At 50.6% G+C, this 21,108-nt stretch carries 19 protein-coding genes; 5 read left to right on the top strand and 14 right to left on the bottom strand.

Annotated features, from left to right (window positions below):
* Positions 1–459 precede the first annotated feature (459 nt).
* From BTJ40_RS19920 to BTJ40_RS19950, 7 genes are all read right to left on the bottom strand, one after another.
* On the bottom strand, positions 460–1,230 hold the full coding sequence (locus tag BTJ40_RS19920) for a hypothetical protein (protein ID WP_108734722.1): 771 nt from the start codon (positions 1,228–1,230) through the stop codon (positions 460–462).
* An 84-nt stretch (positions 1,231–1,314) separates the two neighbouring features.
* Positions 1,315–3,201: a DNA topoisomerase IV subunit B gene (gene parE / locus BTJ40_RS19925; protein WP_108734723.1), complete on the bottom strand. Its 1,887-nt coding sequence runs from the start codon at positions 3,199–3,201 to the stop codon at positions 1,315–1,317.
* Positions 3,202–3,213: 12 nt separating this feature from the next.
* Complete coding sequence (locus tag BTJ40_RS19930) at positions 3,214–3,807, bottom strand: YqiA/YcfP family alpha/beta fold hydrolase (RefSeq protein ID WP_238152070.1); 594 nt, start codon at positions 3,805–3,807, stop codon at positions 3,214–3,216.
* A gap of 102 nt (positions 3,808–3,909) precedes the next feature.
* Positions 3,910–4,584, bottom strand: coding sequence for a hypothetical protein (locus tag BTJ40_RS19935; protein WP_108734725.1), 675 nt, complete (start codon positions 4,582–4,584; stop codon positions 3,910–3,912).
* 345 nt (positions 4,585–4,929) lie between these two features.
* Entirely contained in the window at positions 4,930–5,754 is an 825-nt protein-coding gene (cpdA, locus tag BTJ40_RS19940) for a 3',5'-cyclic-AMP phosphodiesterase (protein ID WP_238152071.1), read from the bottom strand.
* 41 nt (positions 5,755–5,795) lie between these two features.
* Positions 5,796–6,317, bottom strand: coding sequence for a DUF1249 domain-containing protein (locus BTJ40_RS19945; protein WP_108734726.1), 522 nt, complete (start codon positions 6,315–6,317; stop codon positions 5,796–5,798).
* An 87-nt stretch (positions 6,318–6,404) separates the two neighbouring features.
* On the bottom strand, positions 6,405–7,082 hold the full coding sequence (locus tag BTJ40_RS19950) for an NUDIX domain-containing protein (protein WP_238152072.1): 678 nt from the start codon (positions 7,080–7,082) through the stop codon (positions 6,405–6,407).
* 130 nt (positions 7,083–7,212) lie between these two features.
* Here BTJ40_RS19950 and BTJ40_RS19955 point away from each other — a divergent pair, with 130 nt between their 5' ends.
* Both BTJ40_RS19955 and BTJ40_RS19960 read left to right on the top strand, forming a co-directional pair.
* Positions 7,213–8,253 carry a glycosyltransferase gene (locus BTJ40_RS19955; RefSeq protein ID WP_108734728.1) on the top strand — a complete coding sequence of 347 codons (1,041 nt, stop codon included), beginning with the start codon at positions 7,213–7,215 and terminating at the stop codon, positions 8,251–8,253.
* A 37-nt stretch (positions 8,254–8,290) separates the two neighbouring features.
* Positions 8,291–9,343 (top strand): glycosyltransferase, encoded by a 1,053-nt coding sequence (locus BTJ40_RS19960; RefSeq protein ID WP_108734729.1) that lies wholly within the window; start codon positions 8,291–8,293, stop codon positions 9,341–9,343.
* A gap of 68 nt (positions 9,344–9,411) precedes the next feature.
* On the opposite strand, the gene BTJ40_RS19965 is transcribed toward BTJ40_RS19960, so the two are convergent.
* From BTJ40_RS19965 to BTJ40_RS19980, 4 genes are all read right to left on the bottom strand, one after another.
* Complete coding sequence (locus BTJ40_RS19965) at positions 9,412–9,963, bottom strand: DUF4136 domain-containing protein (protein ID WP_108734730.1); 552 nt, start codon at positions 9,961–9,963, stop codon at positions 9,412–9,414.
* A gap of 22 nt (positions 9,964–9,985) precedes the next feature.
* Entirely contained in the window at positions 9,986–12,370 is a 2,385-nt protein-coding gene (locus BTJ40_RS19970; protein ID WP_108734731.1) for a PqiB family protein, read from the bottom strand.
* On the bottom strand, positions 12,363–12,926 hold the full coding sequence (locus tag BTJ40_RS19975) for a paraquat-inducible protein A (RefSeq protein WP_238152073.1): 564 nt from the start codon (positions 12,924–12,926) through the stop codon (positions 12,363–12,365). Before BTJ40_RS19975 ends, BTJ40_RS19970 begins: the two co-directional genes overlap by 8 nt.
* A gap of 109 nt (positions 12,927–13,035) precedes the next feature.
* A complete protein-coding gene (locus BTJ40_RS19980; protein WP_108734733.1) occupies positions 13,036–13,689 on the bottom strand; it encodes a paraquat-inducible protein A in 654 nt (217 codons plus the stop codon).
* Positions 13,690–14,039: 350 nt separating this feature from the next.
* Between BTJ40_RS19980 and BTJ40_RS19985 the strand changes: the two genes are divergently transcribed.
* Positions 14,040–15,563 carry a TolC family outer membrane protein gene (locus tag BTJ40_RS19985; protein ID WP_108734734.1) on the top strand — a complete coding sequence of 508 codons (1,524 nt, stop codon included), beginning with the start codon at positions 14,040–14,042 and terminating at the stop codon, positions 15,561–15,563.
* Between the two features lie 14 nt (positions 15,564–15,577).
* Here the strand turns inward: BTJ40_RS19985 and waaA are convergent, their stop codons facing one another.
* Complete coding sequence (gene waaA / locus BTJ40_RS19990) at positions 15,578–16,903, bottom strand: lipid IV(A) 3-deoxy-D-manno-octulosonic acid transferase (protein ID WP_108734735.1); 1,326 nt, start codon at positions 16,901–16,903, stop codon at positions 15,578–15,580.
* A gap of 103 nt (positions 16,904–17,006) precedes the next feature.
* Positions 17,007–17,927, bottom strand: coding sequence for a glycosyltransferase family 2 protein (locus BTJ40_RS19995; protein ID WP_157954179.1), 921 nt, complete (start codon positions 17,925–17,927; stop codon positions 17,007–17,009).
* 240 nt (positions 17,928–18,167) lie between these two features.
* Here BTJ40_RS19995 and BTJ40_RS20000 point away from each other — a divergent pair, with 240 nt between their 5' ends.
* Both BTJ40_RS20000 and BTJ40_RS20005 read left to right on the top strand, forming a co-directional pair.
* A complete protein-coding gene (locus tag BTJ40_RS20000; protein WP_108734737.1) occupies positions 18,168–19,298 on the top strand; it encodes a glycosyltransferase family 4 protein in 1,131 nt (376 codons plus the stop codon).
* Complete coding sequence (locus BTJ40_RS20005) at positions 19,291–19,956, top strand: YrbL family protein (protein ID WP_108734738.1); 666 nt, start codon at positions 19,291–19,293, stop codon at positions 19,954–19,956. Before BTJ40_RS20000 ends, BTJ40_RS20005 begins: the two co-directional genes overlap by 8 nt.
* Here BTJ40_RS20005 and BTJ40_RS20010 read toward each other — a convergent pair.
* Positions 19,953–20,840, bottom strand: a complete 888-nt coding sequence (locus tag BTJ40_RS20010) for an ELM1/GtrOC1 family putative glycosyltransferase (protein WP_108734739.1) — start codon at positions 20,838–20,840, stop codon at positions 19,953–19,955. The two genes, BTJ40_RS20005 and BTJ40_RS20010, sit on opposite strands and share 4 nt — an antisense overlap.
* Positions 20,841–21,108 lie beyond the last annotated feature (268 nt).

The raw sequence follows: 21,108 nt of genomic DNA on the forward strand, positions 1-21,108 counted from the left end.
TGACAACGATTGGTCTTTATGAACTTACAAACGCCCATGCTTCATTATTGAGAAGTATATAAACACTTAACTTGGATCGCTCACCTACTCCTTATAGAATATTTGTACAGCTGATACCCTGTAAGAAAATAACGAACAGGTTAATTGAACATCAATTTCATTATTAACATTTAATGAAATTTACGAATCAAAGGCATACACCTACACGATCAAATCAACAATATAGACTTTACATAAAAGTGGAAAGATTCCCCGCGTCATTAAAACAACAGAGGCTTGTGATTAGCAGGCAGAAACTGTTACTAAAGTAATACTAAAATATGAGGAATGAAATCTATACCTCTAGATAATTTCATGGCAATAAACGTAAACCTTGTTTTCATGCCATTAAAAAGTCTCTGAACCTAAATAATAAATTGTGGGCAAGATGATACATCCACCTCACCCGACTGTAGCCATCTAGCCAAGAATTTTCTTAACATGTCTCCTAATTTTTCTATGCACATTTCTATCATTTGCAATAGAGCTTAGGAACTCCTTATACTCATTCTTATTAACGGTACCCAGTGCCTTGCAGTACCAAGCGAGTGTATCGATATGCAGTTTATCTACAGGCTGTCGAACATCCTTCTCTATCGCCTTGTAAAACCATTCCTGAATTGCAACTTCAGCAGTTCCGTCACGCACAACTTCCTCTGCGGCAAATCGTTGCATGATCATATCGTTACTATTAAGCAAATTCAGTAACCGCGTGGTATGAAGGCTATTGGTATCTATATGACCATCCATATTCTGCATCAATGCATTTCGTTTCTGATAGAAACTAAACTTAGTCAGTACATGCTTTGCTCGATTTCTGATCGCACGATTGCCACTTTCACGCATTATTTTGCTGATAGTGGATGAATATTTTGTATTTCCAGAAGATGACAGTGTGCGAAGCAAATTTACAATTTGACTAATTACCTGGTCATCACGTTGGGCAAACGTCATATTCGCTTGATGTTTCTCCAGGAGAACCTGTTCAACCACATCAAATAAACGCTCATCACTTAAACCTGCTCCTGTAATACGATTAGCGACTTTAGATAAATCTGAGTTATTTTCACCTTTTAGTTCTGCTACATAGTTATCGACTTCCTGATTAAGCAAAGGCTGAATGTCCTTGGCCAACGCAGTTATAGGGGATAACAAAATTATAAAAAAGATAAGTATATGATTGGATTTCATAAAACACCTTCCATAGAGCTTTAAATTGTTGCCTCAGAAAACTAAGGCAACGTAAAAAAATATAGATATGAGATTAACTAGCGCTTAACCAACTTCGGCCAGATTTCCTTTACTTTCCAGCCATTGCTTACGGTCACCTGCGCGCTTCTTAGCCAGGAGCATATCCAAAAGTTGATTGCTATCATCACCGGCATCGATATAAAGCTGCACCAAGCGGCGGGTATTGGGGTCCATCGTGGTTTCACGTAGCTGCATGGGATTCATTTCTCCCAGCCCCTTAAATCGGGTTACTTGAATTTTGCCCTTTTTCTTTTCCGCACTGATACGATCGAGAATGCCCTGTTTTTCAGATTCATCCAATGCATAGTAAACGTCTTTACCGATATCAATCCGGAACAGTGGGGGCATGGCTACATAGACATGACCGTGAGTTACCAACGGCCGGAAATGACGTAAGAAAAGCGCGCATAATAGCGTGGCAATGTGCAGGCCGTCTGAGTCGGCATCGGCGAGGATACAGATTTTGTTGTAACGCAAGCCTTCCAGGTTATCGCTACCCGGGTCCACACCGAGGGCTACAGCAATATCATGCACCTCCTGACTAGCAAGAATTTCCCCTGAGTCAACTTCCCAGGTATTCAGGATTTTACCGCGCAGCGGCATGATAGCCTGGAATTCCCGGTCCCGCGCCTGCTTGGCGGAGCCACCGGCCGAATCACCCTCCACCAGGAAAAGTTCAGAACGCGTGGTATCTCCACTGGAGCAGTCTGCCAGTTTGCCAGGCAAGGCGGGCCCCTGCGTGACTTTTTTACGCGCAACTTTTTTCGCGGAGCGCATGCGCTTCTGCGCATTGCCAATACACAGTTCCGCCAGTTTATCGCCCTCTTCCGTATGCTGATTCAGCCATAAACTGAATGCATCTTTGGCGACACCGGAAATAAATGCAGTCGCTTCACGGGAGGAAAGCCTTTCTTTTGTCTGGCCCGAGAATTGGGGATCAGCCAGTTTGGCAGAGAGAACGTAAGAGCACTGACTCCAAATATCTTCCGGTCCCAGCTTAATTCCGCGCGGTAGCAGGTTGCGGATTTCGCAGTATTCACGCATTGCTTCCAGCAGGCCTGCCCGCAAACCGTTGACATGGGTACCGCCCTGGGCGGTGGGAATCAGGTTTACGTAGGACTCAGCGGTAACTTCTCCACCTTCGGGCAACCACTGTACAGCCCAGTCTGCAGCCTCTGTAGTAGCAGCAAAACTACCTACAAACGGCTCTACTGGCAGTACTTCCCAGCCCTGGTTTGCAGCAGCTAAATAGTCTTTAAGGCCATCCTCGTAGTACCACTCATCAGATTCTCCATCCTGCTCATTGATAAATGTTACCGTAAGACCGGGACAGAGCACTGCCTTGGCACGCAGTAGGTGTCGCAGGCGCACCACTGAAAATTTGGCGGAATCAAAATACTGGGGATCTGGCAAAAAGCGTACACTGGTGCCTGTTGTGCGCTTGCCACACTCACCTATCACTTCAAGATCCGAAGCCTTTTCACCATCCTTAAAGCCTATTCGATGAACTTTACCATCTCGCTGGATAGTAACCTCCAACACTTTTGAGAGGGCATTAACCACCGAGACACCAACGCCGTGGAGGCCACCGGAGAATTGGTAATTATCATTGGAGAACTTGCCTCCGGCATGCAGGGTGGAGAGGATTACCTCTACACCGGGGCGCCCCTGCTCCGGGTGGATATCGACGGGCATACCGCGACCATTGTCACTCACGGAGAGCGAGTGATCCTTGTGCAGAACCACCTCAATTTTCTTGGCATGTCCAGCGAGGGCTTCGTCGACACTGTTGTCGATTACTTCCTGAGCCAGGTGGTTTGGGCGTGCGGTATCGGTATACATCCCGGGGCGCTTACGCACCGGATCTAGCCCCGTGAGTACCTCAATATCTTCGGCGGAATAATTGGCCATAATTCTTATTGATTACTGCTCGTTAAATAGAAATTCGGTGATGGGATCGCAATAGCGTGCGAACTCCTGGAAACTATGATCGCCACCGTCTTCAATGGTTTGGCGCTGCCCTTGGTATAAATCCTGCGCATCGCGGTAATCAAGAACTTCATCCCCGCGCTGGGCAAGCAACCAGTATCGGCTCTGCAACGGCTTCTCCAATTCAGCCTGTACCCGCTGCATGGCATCTACATCAACCTGGGAAAGGCAGAACTCCTCTTCATCGCCGCTATAGGGTTTCAAATTCTTCCCCACATAAGCTGGAATAAAGCGCGCGGGGCGAACTGCAGGATTAATCAATGCCGCAGGCAACCGGAAGCGCTCACCAAGGTAAGTGCACCAAAATCCCCCCATAGAACTCCCCACCAGTCCAATGGGTCCCTGATCGGGCTGCCGGAAGAGATCCTCCACAAGAGCCACTAAAGACTGCTGCGCCTCTTCTGTGTAAGGAGGGATCTGCGGCGCACAGAAGGTAACATGCGGGTATTGAGCCTGGAGCCGCTCCCGCATTAACTGGCATTTGAAGGACTGTGGTGACGAAAGAAAGCCGTGCAGATATATGAGCACCGGCCTTCCCTGAAGATCATTAGTTTGCATAGGCGGTGATTATAGCGCCCATATCGTCAATCGGGGGCGCTATGTAACCAGAAGCCTCAAACCGTGCGAGTATCACAGAAACGTGCGATTCAAACTGGCAAAGGCCCGACCCATATCTACACGCATATCAGACCAGAAAGTAACACTGGTAAAACGCTCCAGACGCCCACCGGGGCCATAAGCACCAAAGTTCTCGCCAATATCGCGGCGATCCCGGAAGCGCATCACTGCATTGCCCTCTCGATCATAAAGGGTTCCCACCAGCACACCATAAGCACTCTGTTCGGTGTAGACTCGCCAGGTCCAGGGGGAGGGGTCCAGGGGCGCGGCTACCGAAAACTTCTCCAGGGATAAGGACAAAGTGTAATCTGCCTCTTCCTGCTCCTCCACAACAACGCTGTTGCGCGGCTCGAGAAATTTCTCGGCAAACGTTTTGGCCAGCAGCGCATTCATTTGCTGCAAGTCCTTGTCATCCAGCTCGTAATCTTTCTCTCTGTAGCTGGTGCGCGGCACCGAGGAGAAACGCTTAGTGTAATCGATCTGCACAGGGGCAATAAACACTTTGGAGCCGTTCATATCAAAGGCAAATGCCGCAGCAACTTCATCCAGCGCACTGGACTTGAGAACCAAACCTTGACTATCCACTTGTGCGGCTAACTCTGACTCTCCCCCCTTACTGGGGTTTTGCGCACAAGCACCGACTAATAACGCCAAGCCAAGGAGCGGTAAAACAAATATTCTGTTCATTTTTTATTCCTCACTTCCCGATGTTATCCACTTAGCAACCGGAGTAGCTGCAAAATACGCTTGAAATGAGAGGCAATAGCGCAAATAAAACACCAGTACCTGTTAGCGTATTTTATCGACACTCAAATACTACTATTGATTTCGATACACCCCACCAAAACAAATATCAACAATGATCATAAAGTCGGGGGGATTTCATTGTACGGTGAGGGGGCAAAAAAGATAATGGTAAGTTCACTAAGAAAGGTTTTATAAATAGAGGCTAGGCTAAAACGCTTGCAATAACACTATAAAAGTCCCACAAAGTGGGACTTTAAAAACAGAGACATCTCAAGTAAGAATGATTCAGTAACCGGAAGATGCGAAATCGACAGAGTATTTTGAAACTTCAACTCGTTCGACCTTGGTTTTATAGCTACCGTCATCATACAGATCGAACCAGCGATACCCGGGCATCTCGTCATCTACCGCAAAAGGTCCACTTCCCGGTGTAAATTGAACAGAAGTGGAAGGTGTCGCATGTAAGCCTACCCTACCTTCATGACTATCAAACTGTTGGTGCACATGGCCCCATACCAGTGCCTTTACGTGGGGAGCCTGGGCAACCATCTCAAGTAATTGCTCGCGTCCATCGCGCAACATATGGCCGTCGATCCACTTACTACCCACCTGTACCGGCTGGTGGTGCATCATGATCATTACCGGATGCTCCCGGGTTTCCCACAACAACAACTGCAAACGCTCAAGTTGTGGTTCGCTGAGGCCGCCACAAATCTGGTTTTCAACACTGGTATCAAGGAGCAAAAGGCGCCAATTTCCCAGAGCAATCACTTCAGTGCAGCGCTGTGGGGCCAGCTGTTTCATGCGATAGCTTAAGTCGTGATTCCCCGGTAGCCAGTACCAAGGCATCTGCACGGTGCGCATTTTTTGGAGAAAGCGGCGGTACGAAGCCTCTGCCCCATTTGCACTGATGTCCCCAGTCGCCACCAGCAACTGCGCTGCCTGTTGTTTGGAAACAATTGCGGACAATACCTCATCCAAAGTATGACCAGTATCCAAACCCAGCAGTTGATAATCCGGCCGGCTGCCGATGTGTGGGTCTGTTATTTGGATCAGACGATATGAATTGGTCGTATCAGACCTGCTGGGCTTATTGTGCTCGCGAATCACTTGCTCACCTTGTAATCACATCCATGTGTTCTACCGCAGAATTAAATTTTTCGGCCATCCAGCACTAATTGAAATTCTGCGCGACCATTTGCAAGACAGTACTCAAGCCATTCACTGAGAAAGCGGTTGGCTTGGGGTCTCTCATCTGCGCGCTGCATACGGGGATTTGGGTAAGAGGCATCCACTCCTTTGCCACCTACCGGTCCACAGCCATTGACTGCTATCACCTCTGCCATCCGCGCATCGTGATAGAGGCGAGCAGTCAGATTGGGGGATTCCAGCCAGCGGCTTTCACTGAGATTGACCTCTGCACCCAGTGACACCTCAGTGGTGTACCTGGATCGAGCTACAACTCTTAGTTTTAGGCTGCCACCAGGAATCAGGTAGTACCATTGCTCTCTCTCAGAGAGTTCAGGCAACAGCCTCAGTAGGCGTAGGTAGTTAGCGTCGCAGTCGGCATGATAAGACGGTAAATCGACGCGATATACCGTCTTATCGTTGCCATTTGGCGACATTTTCATCTGCCTGCGCTGACGCGCATCTGCCTCGTCTACTAGAGCCATTATCAACACTCCAATTCAATTGCCGCCGTGATTTACATCTCAGTTTACCTTTCGGGCGGGTAAAGTAGCGCAAAGGGCAATGACCGGTCAGACAGGTGGCGTCACATGAATAAACTGCTTCCGATTTAACTCTAGCCACTGTACCGAAATCAGTGTGGTGGCATTGTCTATCGGATTCTCTCCCGGTGCGTAATTCCCCCCCATTGCATCTAGGACGTCCCGCCTCGGGAATACCCGCAAACGGATATCCTCATTCTCCTCAGCAAGACCGAAGACGCCTTCGGCGCGCTCCAGATCCACCAGAGCACAATACAGGTGAATCCGCTCCGAGCTGCCGCCGGGGCTGGGGATATAACTGTGGATAAAGTGAAGGTCTTGGACGGTACATCCAGACTCTTCCAATACCTCCCTGCGGGCCACTTCCTCCAGACTCTCCCCTTGCTCCACCATACCGGCAACTACTTCAAGGCACCAGGGCCCCGCTGGGCGTCCCAAGGCGCCGGTCCGAAACTGCTCAGTAAGTGCCAGAAGGTCACGCACAGGGTCATAAAGTAAAACCCCCACAGCCTCTCCTCGCTGGAACAGTTCTCGCTCTATTTCATTGCTCCAGCCCCCGCGAAACAAACGGTGACGCAGTCGCAGGCGTACCATAGTGAAAAAACCCTTAAACACGGTTTCCCTGGAAATTATGTCTACCGAATCCGCGGTAAATTCCGGGTTTAAATCAGTTCGACTGTCATTTTGTGGCATGGTTCGTCTTTCCATAGGTTTCGGTTTGCTGCGCTGCTTCCGCGACAAGACCGGGGTACCAGCTGTTATACTCTGCGCCCACCGTAACAGCCGCTGACTGCAGAGGCTATCCGGGTTTCCGTGTTGAATTTCGAGAGTACACAACATGAGAGTGCTGAATATCGCCTATCAGCAGCTGCGGCGCTATGGCAAGACAAGGGTTAGCTGGGCACAGAAGCTCACCTTCGGACTGATAAAAAATGACCACTACACCCAGGTGTTCAGCGACCGCGATATCGCTGCGTTTGAGGCACCTTTTGGTATTCGTGATCTGGGTGTAAAGAAGGCGAACCGCCGCTTGATGGAAACCATCGAGGCATTTGAGCCGGATCTGATCATCGCGGGCCACTGCGATATGATCACTAACGAAACCCTGAAAGCCATCAAGCAACGCCTGCCCAATTGCTTTATCGCCCACTGCAATAATGACCCCCTCTTTGTTCCCAGCAATGTCGAGCGAATCAAATACCGCGCGGAAGTCGCCGATGCAGTTTTTGTATCCACCGGGCGAAGAGAATTGAAAATATTTGAGGGCTTTGGTGCTCGTGTTTATCACATGCCGAACCCGGTTGAACCCTCGATTGAAAACCTGAATAACGCTGAGCGTACAGACCTGCCGATAGACCTGCTGTTCTGCAGTAACAGCAATAACTTCACCAAGCGTCTGCAGATGGTTAAAAACCTGAAAGATGCCTTGGGGGACTCACTGAACTTTAAAACCTATGGCAGCTTCGGTGAGGCGCCAGTTTGGGGCCGCGACTACGACCACGCTCTATCCCAAACCAAAATGGGACTGAATTTTAACCGCCAGGACACCCACTACTGGTATTCCTCAGCACGCATGGCTCAACTGGCCGGCAACGGTATTTTACAGTTCACCAGTGACAAGTTGCATTTTGACGACTTGCTGCCTGCGGAGAGCGTCGTTTACTTCTCCGATGAACAGGACCTGCTGGCAAAAATTCGCGAATTTAATAATGACGATGCCAAGCGACGGGCCTGGGCCGCGCGCGCCAGGGAATTTTTCCACAATGAAATGAACTCGAAGCTCTACGCTCAGTACATTATTGAGGCCACAAGTCTACAGCCTTTTAGCCACGACTATGCTTGGGCTCAAGATATCAATCTGGATGGCACTCTCAAGTAGTGCTACGCCGGTTCTATTCGATCAGATGCAATAGATTATGAGTAATAACCCTATTCGAGTCGCACAGATACTCGCCGGAGCTGAACACGGCGGTGCGGAGAATTTTTTTGTGCGCCTCGTCAGTGGATTAAATCCCCGCAGTGAAATCACAGAAAAAGCGTTTATTCGCAACCACGATCACCGGGTACAGGCACTGCGTACCAACCATGTCCAAACAGAAGGTTTTAAATTCGGCGGCAAGTTGGATTTTCTCGGTCGGAAAAAATACCGTGATGCCCTTAACCAATGGCAACCAGATATCGTGATGACCTGGATGGGGCGCGCTACTTCGATCACCCCCAAGTCTGAAAAATACCTGTTGGTAAGTCGTCTCGGACACTATTACAACCTGAAATATTACCGCCACGCAGATTATTGGATCGGCATCAGTAAAGGTATTTGCCAACATTTAAGGGACGGAGGCATCCCCAGAGATAAAATTTTCCATATCCCCAATTTTGCCGATGAGACACCGGTTAATCCACTGCCTAGAAACAGTTTCAACACACCGGAAGACAGGCCCCTGATCCTGGCTGCAGGCCGTTTGCATATCAACAAAGGATTCGACACCCTCCTTCACTCACTGACCCAGGTTCCCAATGCCACTTTGTGGCTCGCCGGTAGCGGTCCCGAGGAGAGTAAATTGAAATCCCTATGTCATCGGCTCGGCCTGGAAGAAAGAGTCCGCTTCCTGGGTTGGCGCAACGATGTCACCACGTTAATGCGCACTGCGGATATGTTCGTATGCCCTTCTCGACACGAGGGCCTGGGCTCTATTGTGATGGAATCCTGGGCCCATCGCTGCCCTATAGTGGCGACGGACTCTCAGGGCCCTGGGGAAGTGATTACCAATGGTAAAACCGGCCTGATTACTCCTATCGATAATGCCGATGAGCTGGCAATAGCTATGAAGTCCGTTATCGAATCGCCGGAATTGCGCCAAAGCCTGATAGAAAATGCGGCCGAGGAGTACGCAACGACTTACGCGAAACAGGTAATTGTCGATTCCTACATCGATCTATATGAAAACCTGATGAAAAAAGGGCGCTAGCTGTATATAGCAGTCACCGATAGTTCGGTGACTGCTATATAAATTTTACCTTTCGTGACGAACTGCATTTACTGATAGGCCGGAGGCAAATCCCGCAAGAGGGCACTGACCCCATTGGCGATCAGTCGCTGGCGCTGCTCAATGCTGTCTGGGCGCGTTAATAGTTCGCTGGCTCTCCCGCCCCAAATCACCGCCCCACCCGGGCGCCCAATACCCACACTCATAATCACCAACGGCGCATCCGTCAAAGGCGGCAACTCCACTACGTCCTGAGGCGCATTGCTGTCAAACTGCTTATCCCAGCTGGGATCGCGGGTGTCACCGGAGAAAAACTCATCGACTACCGCAACCTGGTAATCCACCACCATATCCGCATCCTGGTCCTGGGAGACTTGGCGATATCCGCGCTGTTGTAATTCTGCGGCAACCGTATCACGCATTTCTTCATCCAACTCCACCAGCTGGGCAGAGGCATCCTCTGTGCCACTCAGCGGCGCTACACCCCATTTATATGTGGCAAAGGCAACCGGTGGCTCACCGGTAGCGGCTCTTTCAACCTGTACTTCCTGACAACCTGCCAATAGCAAGATTCCAAGTAAGCCTGTTAATAAATAGCGCATAAAAACTCCTACATTCCCGTACTTATTTTACCGGTTCGACCGTGCCGTAAAGTTCTATCTTAGGACTCCAGGTATACCACTTGGGTTCAGCTTTTGGGTAGAGAGGGAAATGGCTGCCTGACTCCACTTCAAATCCCATAAAAGGTGCCTCAGGCGTAGCAAATGCGATGCCCCCCTGCAGCAGCGCCTGGGCCGATTCCGTATTGATATTGAGTCCACTTTTCAGACCAAAATTCACATCTACACCACTGGCATTCCAGAATACCGTGTGCTCCCGTACCAGGGGCTGGTATTGGGGTTCGATATGAACATAGATATACACTCGATCAGCATACTCCCCCAAGGCAAAACCTGTAACCTCTCCGACTTTTACCTGGCGGTAATAAACCGGACTTCCCGCTACCAGTGATCCCCGCCTGGCAGCGTCGAGGATAATTCCCAACCCGGGGCGAGTAAAAGTTTCTGCCAAATCCTCTTCCGGTGCCTGCTCCAGAGCGTAAAACTTTGTTTGTGGGCCGCCAGAGCCCGGCTCAAGCGCCAGGTAGCGCCCGGTTATCAAGGTATCTAAGTGCGCAATCTTATTGAGGCCAATTTGTGGGGATACCACCCATATGCGGGTCCCCTCCCGAGCTAACTGCTCCCCCCGATGGTAGAGCTTGGCCCTGGCCCACACCTCACCCAGGGAGCGATCAAGTCTCAAACGGGTAATTTCTCCAACCTCCACCCCCCGATAGCGCAAAGGCGCCCCAACCCTCAGGCCCTCAGCACTGATAAGGCTGATTTGTATCTGTATTCCTCCCTCCATTGCCGATTCCCGACTGCTATAGAGGGGAAACTGGTCTCCATTTTTCGCCTGCCCTCCTTTTCCAATGTCTTCCCGGCGTATACCAAAGGCAACGCCACCGCGCAGAAGTGACATTAGCGAATCCGCTTCAACTTCCACCCCCTCAGTCAGGCTCGCAGTGGCGCGCAACCCGCTGACATTCCAAAATCGAACACCCTCCTGCACAAAGTGCGCGTAGCGGGGCTCTATCACCACATAAACTTCCACCCCCTCGCCATCCCTGCGCAATTCCATCCCCTGAACTTTTCCCACCTCTATACGGCGAAAGTAAACCGGTGCACCCCGCTGTAAAGATCCGGGATTACGCGAAGTAAGGCGTAAATGCAGTCCCGGCACACGGGGGTCCATCGGTGGCGCAGAGGTTCGGGCGGTAAAATTGCGTTGAGAGCGCTGCCCTTTGCGCAAGTCTACCTCTATGCGATTACCTTGAATTAAATCGTTGAGCCCGCCAGTAAAATCAAAGGTCGGAGGGGCCAGCCAGAAACGGGTATTTTCAGTGAGCAATTCGTCAGTTGTCGGGTCCATCAGCACCTTGACTTCCATACCATTTAAACGACGGTTTGCCTTAGTCGCGCTGACTTCCCCTACTTGGATACCCTGGTAGTAAACCTTCGTAGAGTCCGGAGTCACATTGACCCCTTGATCGAAATTTAATGTCACCGGAATCCCCGCATCTGCTGCAGCAAAATTTTTGTATAATTTAAATTCACTCCCATTTACCGCAAGCGGAGATTGACGTTGATTTTCCGGGGTATAAAAGCTGACGCCCCCGGCAAATAGCGCCGCGAGGGATTCCAGGTTCACACTAATTCCACTAATACCACCTTCAATCGAAATTCCGGAACTATTCCAAAACCGACTGCCCCGGTGAACCAGATAGGCGTATTCACGACGGATAAATAATTCGATACTGACTTCATTCCCATCGCGATCCAAACGGTAATCAGCTACCTGACCCACCCGTAATTGTCGGTAATATACCGGTGACCCTCGACTTAAAGAACCCAGGCGACGAGATTGTAAAACGACACGTAAACCATCCCCACGAATAAAGGCGGGAGGCTGATCCAAGGCGACAAAATTGCGCTTGCGTTTTCCGCTACCGGATTCAACCGCAATATAGTTTCCCGAAAGCAGCGTTTCCAAACCGCTAATACCGGTAATGGAAAGCTCAGGTTTTACGACCCAGAACTCCGTGCCCTCCACCAGTAAATACTCTGCGCTTCGATTCAAACTGACTTCGGCTAGTACGCCATCGGCACCATTGAGCTCCTTAGCATTGGGTACCAGGCGCACGTCCTGGACCATACCGATATCCACTCCGGAATACTTAACTACTGTTTTCCCTTTGACCAGGCCATCGCCAGAATGGAATAAAATGGTGGCCTTAACATCTCCCTCTGACAGATCCTGATAAAGCAACCAGAGTGCAATCAGCCCTGCAATCAAAGGCAAAATCCAAACCAGAGGTAATCCCCTGCTCTTGCGCACTACGCCCCGCTGGGCACCGCCGTCCAGGCGAGCCTCATCACTCATATCCTGCGGGGGCAGTTCCTCAGCCATTCTCCGCGGCACTCCTATGCGCCGTTTCCGGTGCTATTGCAGATTTATATAAATCGCCATCATAAGCATCCCAAATTAAGCGGGGATCGAAGGTTCGTGCAGCCAACATGGTTACTACAACTACCGAGGCAAATGCTGTCGCTCCTGCTCCAGCAGTGACCTGGGAGATAAATCCCATATCCACCAGTGACACCAAAATTGAAATCATAAATAGATCCAAAAGTGACCAGCGACCGATGCCAGAAACCACCCGGTATATTTTCATGGACTGAATAGGATCGAAGGGCAAGCGCAGTTGGATTTGAATCAGGAGTAATGCAAGTCCCAATAGTTTCATCACTGGTACTGCAATACTGGCAACGAAGACAATTAAAGCTATCCCCCACATTCCTGTGTTATAGAGTTGCATGACCCCGCTAATAATAGTGCTGGGATCGCCGGCACCTAGATAAACTACCGTCATTACTGGCAGAACATTGGCAGGCAAGAGCAATAAAGTACCGGTTATCATCAGTGCCCAGGTCAACATCAGGCTTCCCTCGATTCTGCTGTGCACCCTCGCACCACAGCGAGGACATCGGCAGCGGCCACCTCTCGGCAGAATAATCAATTGATGACAACACAAGCAGCTGGTTAAGCCTTTTTTTAACCCTTTATCTGGTACGCTATTCACAAGCTTGTCCTTTAAGCGCACGGCGCTGTGCCAAGCGGTGCCAGATTGCCGTTTGGTCAAAACTCAGGGAGGAGAGATTTGCCAGCAGCATCATTGCACCAAAACAATACAGACCTGGTTCTACCTCCATCCTGCCGAGATCCCGCAATTTAATCAGGGCCACTAAAATTCCAAGCATATAAACATCGAGCATGCCCCACTCTTTTAAGTGTTGGTAAAAACGCACGGCATTGGATACCGGTCGGTCGAGCCAGCCCCAAGCGCTACCCCAGCAAATAAAAAACAACAGGGCAAATTTCCCCACCGGGGCCAGGACGCTACAAAAAAGCACAAGTGCGGACAGCCAAATAAATCCCGCCTTGAAAAGAGAGTGAACGCCATTTAGCAAGGTACTTTCTGCACCAAACGAGAACAGGGAAAAATCGAGAAGCGGCAAGCTGACGGAGGGAATAAATAATAGGAGGCCGGTGAGGCTGAGAGCCAGGGTATAATAAATGCTGTGGTTACCGTTACGATGCAAAGTACAGCGACACCGAGGACAGATTAGCTTTTGCCCCGGAGGAGCCAGCCCGCCGGTTAATAGCAGATCACATTCGTGGCAAACCCTTTGCCAATCAATTAAAACCTCGTTGCGCCCGTCTTCCATGGACTGTCAGTCCTTGCCTTATTCTGCATAATATTTGCCGCATCCAAATGCTTATGAGGCGCGTCTATTGAAATATAGGCCCTCAACCTTATTCAATGGGCCCAAGTTATTGCCGAAAAATTACCGATAAACGCACATAGGCGTCGGTTTAACGAAGATATAGCAAAAAGCCAAAAGCCGTCTCGACGGTCGGTTTGACCCCGGGTAAACTCTCGCGACTGCTATTGGGGAGACTGGCAATATTAGTAATAACCGCAAGCTGGAGCCCTCTATATCCCCACTACATGGCGAAAGCTCCAAATAACTTGCAAAAGCTTGAAGACCGTACCCTCCACAGGAAGTCGAAACAGATGAAAAGAAGTAACCGCACAGAGCCGCAAGGCCACAAGTTGCGTCCGCTGAAAAAACTAATCGCCGCTACGCTGCTGGGCCTGGGGGCCATGCAGGCACAAGCCGACACCCTGTGGGATATCTACACGCAGGCCCTGGATAATGACCCCGAGCTGGCCGCAGATCGCGCCGCTTACCATGCGGGTATTGAGGCCAAGTACCAGTTTCGCGCATTTCTACTGCCCCAGGTAGAAGCTAGCTATATAGCCGAGAGGAGCCATCAATATAGCGCGACAAACAGCTTCCAACTTGTAGATGTCAGTGAAGAGGGCGAACCGGAAGATATCCAACTGATTAACTTCAGGCCCAGAAGCAGTAAATCTGTACAGGAAAGGACCTATGCCGCCACCCTAAATCAGGCTATTTTTGATGCTCCAGCCTGGTTTGATTTCCAACGCGGAAAGATGCTTACCGAGCAGGCGACGGCTGAGTTCAGTGCCAATCAGCAAGGGATGATGCTCCGTGTCGCCACAGCGTATTTTGACGTGTTGCGCGCATACGATGTTCTCGAAGCGGCTATTGCTGAAGAGCAGGCCCTAGCCAAGCAGTTAGAGCAGACACAACAGCGCTTTGAAGTCGGCCTCACTGCTATTACCGACGTCTACGACTCCCAAGCGGCCTATGACAGCTCTGTTGCCCGCCGCCTTACCGCCCAGGATGATTTGCTCAGCAACTTTGACGCCCTGTCTGTACTAACCGGCGGTTATCACGACGAGGTGGCACCTTTGGTTGCCAGCTTTAAGGTAACGCCCCCTGTTCCATCCGATCGCGCTGATTGGGTTGAGTTTGCTTTGGCCAATAATTTTGTTTTGAAAGCGGCACGCCTTGGAGCTGATGCAGCCCGTTACAATGCCCGTGCAGTGGCCAGTGAGCACCTTCCCACAGTCACCGGAACACTGGCTTATTCGAACTTCAGTTCTGATGGTAAGGAAAGAGTCCGAACCACCGATGTATCTGGGACCCAGTTCACCAGATTCCCGGAAGATACTGAATCATGGGAGTCATCAGCAGCGGTCACAGTATCCATGCCCCTCTTCACCGGAGGACTCCTCAGTGCCAACCGCCGTCAGGCCCGCAACCAGGCCTTCGAGGCCCAGGACCTGAGCATACTGACAGAGCGGGACACCATACAAACTACCCGCACTCTGCACCGCGCTGTGGTCACTGATGTATCCCGAGTCGCCGCCCGTGAGCAGGCCGTTGTCTCTGCCAAGAGCGCACTGGATGCCACTCAGGCTGGGTATGAGGTAGGTACTCGTAATATTGTGGATGTACTGCTTGCACAGCGGACCTTGTTCCAGTCGCAAACTGATTATGCCAATTCCCTCTATGACTACATCCTAAATTCATTGAGCTTGAAGCAAGCTGCAGGGCTACTATCTCCTAAAGATCTTCAGGATCTGGATATGATGCTGAACCCCGCACAAAATGTCTCTCGCGTTGAGGAAACTGGCGGCACCAGCCTCCCAGCCCCCTCCAAATAACTTCACAATGAAACTCACCAGAGAGCAGGATTTTTATCCTCTCTCTGGCCCTCACTTCGCGTTGCCAGCCTTTCCACTTCGTCCAGTAAACGCTGCAAAGCGCCACTGTTTTCTGAAGCCACCTTTTTAGCTCTTTGTCCGGCTGCCTTTCTCTGTCCCACATCCTCTAACCAGGCCTGAACCTGTGATGCCATCGACTCGTCATCTTCAACCACAGCCATAGCCCCAGCTTCCTGTAGCAAGCTGGATACGGTCGTGAAATTATGCAGGTGGGGGCCGGAGATAACCGGTACACCCCAGGCTGCCGGCTCAATCATATTGTGACCACCAACGGGAACCAGGCTGCCCCCTACAAAGGCGATATCACAGGCCCCATAGAAACGCAGCAACTCCCCCATGGTATCTCCCAAGAGGATTTCATCTGAAGTCTCAACAGCCCTACCTTCACTTCTGCGAACCAGGGAAAAGCCCCGCTCCCGGCACAGGCGAGCAACGCCATCAAAACGCTGCGGATGTCGGGGGACCAATACAAGTAGCAGGTCTTTGAATCCTTGCTTGAGGATAGAGAAAGCCTCCAGGACAATCTCATCCTCACCAACATGAGTGCTCGCCGCCAACCATATAGGCCTGGACGACTTGCCTCGCCACTGGTGCGCCAATGCCTGGGCTTCACTGGCCAACCCCAGGTCAATACTGAGATCGAACTTGATATTGCCGTTGGCCACAGCTCGCTCCGCAGGCAACCCCAGATCGATAAATCTCTGCATATCAGCAGGATACTGAGCCACAACGCGGTCCAGATTATCTAATATCGCACGGCTCAAAGCGGGAAAACGCCCATAGCCCCGCGCAGACTTCTCACTGAGTCGCGCATTGGCTAATAAAGTTGGAATCTTCCTGTTCGAACAGAGCTTGAGTAAATTAGGCCAAAGCTCAGTTTCTACAATCACCAGCACACTTGGGCTGAGCGCATTGAGAAATGGTACCAGGCATTCGGGCAGGTCATAGGGCAGGTAGTAGTGGAGCAGGCGGCCACCAAGGACAGGCTGCAGGGCTTCCCTCACTCGCTCAGACCCGGTTGGCGTCGTTGTGGTGACCAGCCATTGCCAATCTGTATGTCGCGCAGCCAACTTGGAAATAACCGGTACGGCGGCCAGGGTCTCCCCCACTGAAACAGAGTGAACCCAGATCAACGGTGCCCGGCTATGCCTTTTGGGTACCTGACCCAATCGCTCTCGCAAGCGCTGCCGATAAGCGGGCTGGCTGCGGCCCCTCCACCAGAGGCGCAACAGGACTACAGGCAGAAACAGGCGGAAAAGCCAGGAGTAAATTATTTGCATGGAACGGGCGTCACCAAAAGATCAATATTATCATCGGGGAAAGAACTATGATGACGGTTATCTCTTCCCGGGAAAACACCCTCGCCAGGACAGCTACAAACTGTTAGTGATCAACCACCCGGTAAAATTCCGAGCGCACCCCAAAAACACCACAGGCCATACCCGCAGAGCGACAGGCGCGTAGCCAGGGACCGGACCCCAAACGCTTGCCACCGACAATCAATCCCAGGATACAACCTATGCTGGAAATCAATAGTTGCCCAATAGCTGATACAAAAATGCTGATATGGCCGCGACCTTTGGCGAGTTTATGCTTTGCAAGGGTAATACCAGCGGAGAATTTTCTACGCGACAACCAACGCATATTGGCGCGACTCTCAGGTACGGCCTCGTAGACCCTAGCCTCCAGGCAATAGATAATTTCTCCGCCTTTTGCCTTAAATTCCGTGAAAAAAATCACATCAGTACCGGCACCAAGAGGATCTTGTTCGTTAAACCTCAATCCCAGTGAGTGAATATTGCTCATCGGTATTAATACATTACTGGTGGCACAGTAGTTGAGGGCTTCGCCAGTTTTTCGCTTCTGTCGATAAAAAATTTGCGAATAGTAAGCCGGAACTGAATCGGGCCAACGCCGAACAACACTTCCACAAACCACGCTATTGCCCCCCAGCTTTTGAGAGTAGGCATAGAGCTGGATTAACCAGTCAGGCTCTACCCACTCATCATCATCTATGAAAACCAGGTAGTCTGCTCTCATGCTGCCCAGTTCGTCGATGCAACGATTGCGTGCGCAAGGGATTCCCCGCTGCTCTTCAACAGCGCAATCAAGGGGGAAGGGAAAGGTTTCCGACAGTTCTTCTACAACTTTTCTACCCGCCTGAGTGCCCGAATCATTATCCACAACCAATGCAGCTACATTTAAATCTAAGGGCAATTGGAGTTTGGCCAGGCTCAGCAAGGAACTGCGAAGCCGCTCTGGTCGTTGATAAGTACAAATACAGATCACTAACAAGGGGTGCAATGTAAACTCCAGAATACGGCCAAGTACAAATCGGGTATAGGCATCTGAGTTGGGCTAAAAAACGATCAGCCTATACCCTTAAGAATCACCTGTCTATAATACCACTTTTGCCAAACGCATTATCAGGGCATCTATTTTATTTATGATACGCTTGTGCCCGACCTTGCCCTAACTAATAGATAACCCATAAGTCAAATTAATTAGAAGAAATCAATTCCTTAACCGCTGGTGTATCTCCCCATGAAAATCATGCAGCTTTTGCCCGCCCTAAACTCTGGGGGGGTTGAGAGGGGAACTGTTGATCTTGCCCGCTTTCTAGTGGCAGACGGTCATCAGTCAATCGTTGTCTCCAGTGGCGGGGCTATGGTCGAGCAGCTTAGAGCCGAGGGCTCAGCACATATTGAACTACCAATCCACAAAAAATCTCTCTTCAGTCTCTTACAGGTCAGACCACTTCGAGAGATTATCTCTCGTGAAAAGCCCGATATTGTTCACGTACGTTCCAGAGTCCCCGCTTGGTTAACCTATCTGGCCTGGCGAAATCTTGACCCTGTCAAGCGACCCCGCCTTGTCAGCACTGCCCACGGTCTTTACTCAATAAACCGCTACAGTGCGATTATGGCGAAGACCGAGCAGGTAATCGCCATATCGGAGTGTGTGAACAGCTACTTGCTGGAGAATTATGCGGATTATTTAAAGCGCCCTCCACAGATCGTCTACCGAGGTGTAGATACGAATGAATTCAACCCCGATGTCCAGCCACCTGAATCCTGGCACCAACAAATACACCAGGAGTTCCCCCAGCTTACAGGCAAGCGCTGGCTACTCCTGCCGGGCCGACTGACGCGATGGAAAGGTCAGGAAGACTTTATCGATCTCATCCATAAGCTAGTCAAAAGCCGCTCTGATATCCATGGCATTATTCTCGGCGGGGCAGAGAAGAACAAACAGCACTACGCAGATGAATTAGGGCAAAAGATTCGCTCACTAAAGCTTGAAAACCACCTGACATTAGTTGGTCATCGCAGTGATATACGGCACTGGTATAGTGCGTCCAGTTTAGTGTATAACCTATCTCGTCGACCCGAACCATTTGGCAGAACCGTTATAGAGTCCGCGGCAATTGGCACGCCTATCATTGGTTATAACATTGGGGGCCCGGCAGAATCACTGAACGCCTGTTTCCCTCAAGGGTTGGTTGACATCAATGATTCACAAGCTTTATTCACGCGTACTCAAGAGCTGCTCGACAGCCCTGAGCAGAAGCCTCATCTATCTACCGATTTCACCTTGGGAAGACAGGCCGAACACACCATTGAAATCTACAGAAGCCTACTTACAGAGCGTACCGGAGCGAGCCCGAGTGATTGATTTGAGCCAGAGCGAGCCGTTTGCCAGTGGTGGCAATCGCTTTTGCTACCGACACCCGGAACGACCAGAAATCTGTATCAAGGTGATGCGGCCCGGGCGAACAGCAGAGCTGTTGGGGCGGGCACCCTGGTACAAGACCTGGCGGGGAGAATCTTATTTTGACGATAACCTTCGCGAGCAGGAAGGCTATAGCCAAAGGGCTATAGACAGAAACCGAGACGGTCTTTGGCAACATTTGCCGCGATGGTACGGAATACAAGAAACCAACTTAGGTCCCGCAGCTGTCACCGACATGATCCTTGACAGTGATGGCAACCCAGCGGCCACTCTCCGCCAATACCTGAACAAATATGGTCTCAATGCCGAAGTACGCGCATCTTTACAGCGTTTTTCCGAGTGGCTTCTCGAATATGAAGTACTCACCAAGAACCTTATTGCTCATAATCTGGTATTGAGAAAAGAGCAGGGGAAGCTGCAAACTTACTTGATTGATGGGCTGGGCTGCGCTTCTTTCCTACCCCTGCCACAAATTTCCAGCTACTTTGCAAAACGCTATATCCGCCGCCGTATTGAGCGTATGTGGCTGAGAGTCGAGTGGGAAATCTCCGATAAAGAAACACCTTGGCGAAAATTTGAGGCCGAGGGGCTTAAACGCTAGCGACTGGGCAATCCCGATCGGCGCAGCAACGCCTGAGCACACAGCAGATACTGATCCAAGGGCTTGCGCTGACCTTTACCCCTCATCTCAAACTTTTCGCTGACTAACCCCTGGTCCAAAAGCCGCAAAACCGCTGAGCGCACCTTATTTGACTTGCTGCGGCTCGGAACCCGAATTACACCGACCTGGGCCCGACTTTGCAGGGACTCGAACAGCATAGAGATACTGTCCTCAGTGACCCAGATTCTCTCTGCTAGTGACAACTGTTCCTGAAGCCAACCCGCCGGGCAAGAGTGCCAATCAACCAGTTCAGCACCACTTCTCCCCAGTTGCGCCATTGCTCCTTTCGGGGTTCTGCGGCTATTAGAAATACACCAGTTCAAGGGTTGGGCCAATAAACTCTCAACCTGTTCCCGAATTGAAACCGAGTCCCAACTGTAATGCTTGCTGGGCCCTCCCAATAAAATTAGCCCTCTTCCAGGCTGCAACGCTTCACCCTGAAGCGGCTCAGTAAGGGCACCCTGACTCACAATAACATTGGGTAGGGGCGGGGGGCGGTCGTGTTCGGGAACAATGGCAAAATCAAACCAGCTATAGGGTAACAAGGGACGATTAATTGCTACCGCACGACCGCCAAATTGGCAGCGGGCAGATAGCATGGGAAGGCGACTGCGGCGACCCGTGCCAATCAGGAAGTCGGGAGCTGGCAGCCCTTTCAGCACCTTTCCCGGCTTTAGAGCAATGCGGCTGACGGTGTACTCTGGGGGGATATCAAAAGCCTGTACCTCCCCGGCATAGCTCCTCCGCAACCCTTCAATCAGAGCAGCGCTCTGCTTTTCATGAGCCCGATTGCCATCTAGAAAACGCCAAACAGTAAGTTGCAATATAGAACCCTAAACTACTAAAACATCGGTGATAACACTCAGTGTACCTAGCACAAGCCAGTGAGACCACTGTGACAAGGCTATGGGAGCCCTGAAACATCCAGTATACTGGCGGCTGTACCCATGCAGACTGCTCCAGAAGGTGTCCCCAGGTAAATACGCATCCCCAGGAGACAGGAGAACTGTTAAAGCGCTCAGCCAAAGCAGAAGTCCAATTTACAATGTGTGAAGACCCACAATTATCACCAAAAACCAAAGTTTGAGCGCT

Source organism: Microbulbifer sp. A4B17 (genome assembly GCF_003076275.1).
Taxonomy (GTDB): domain Bacteria; phylum Pseudomonadota; class Gammaproteobacteria; order Pseudomonadales; family Cellvibrionaceae; genus Microbulbifer.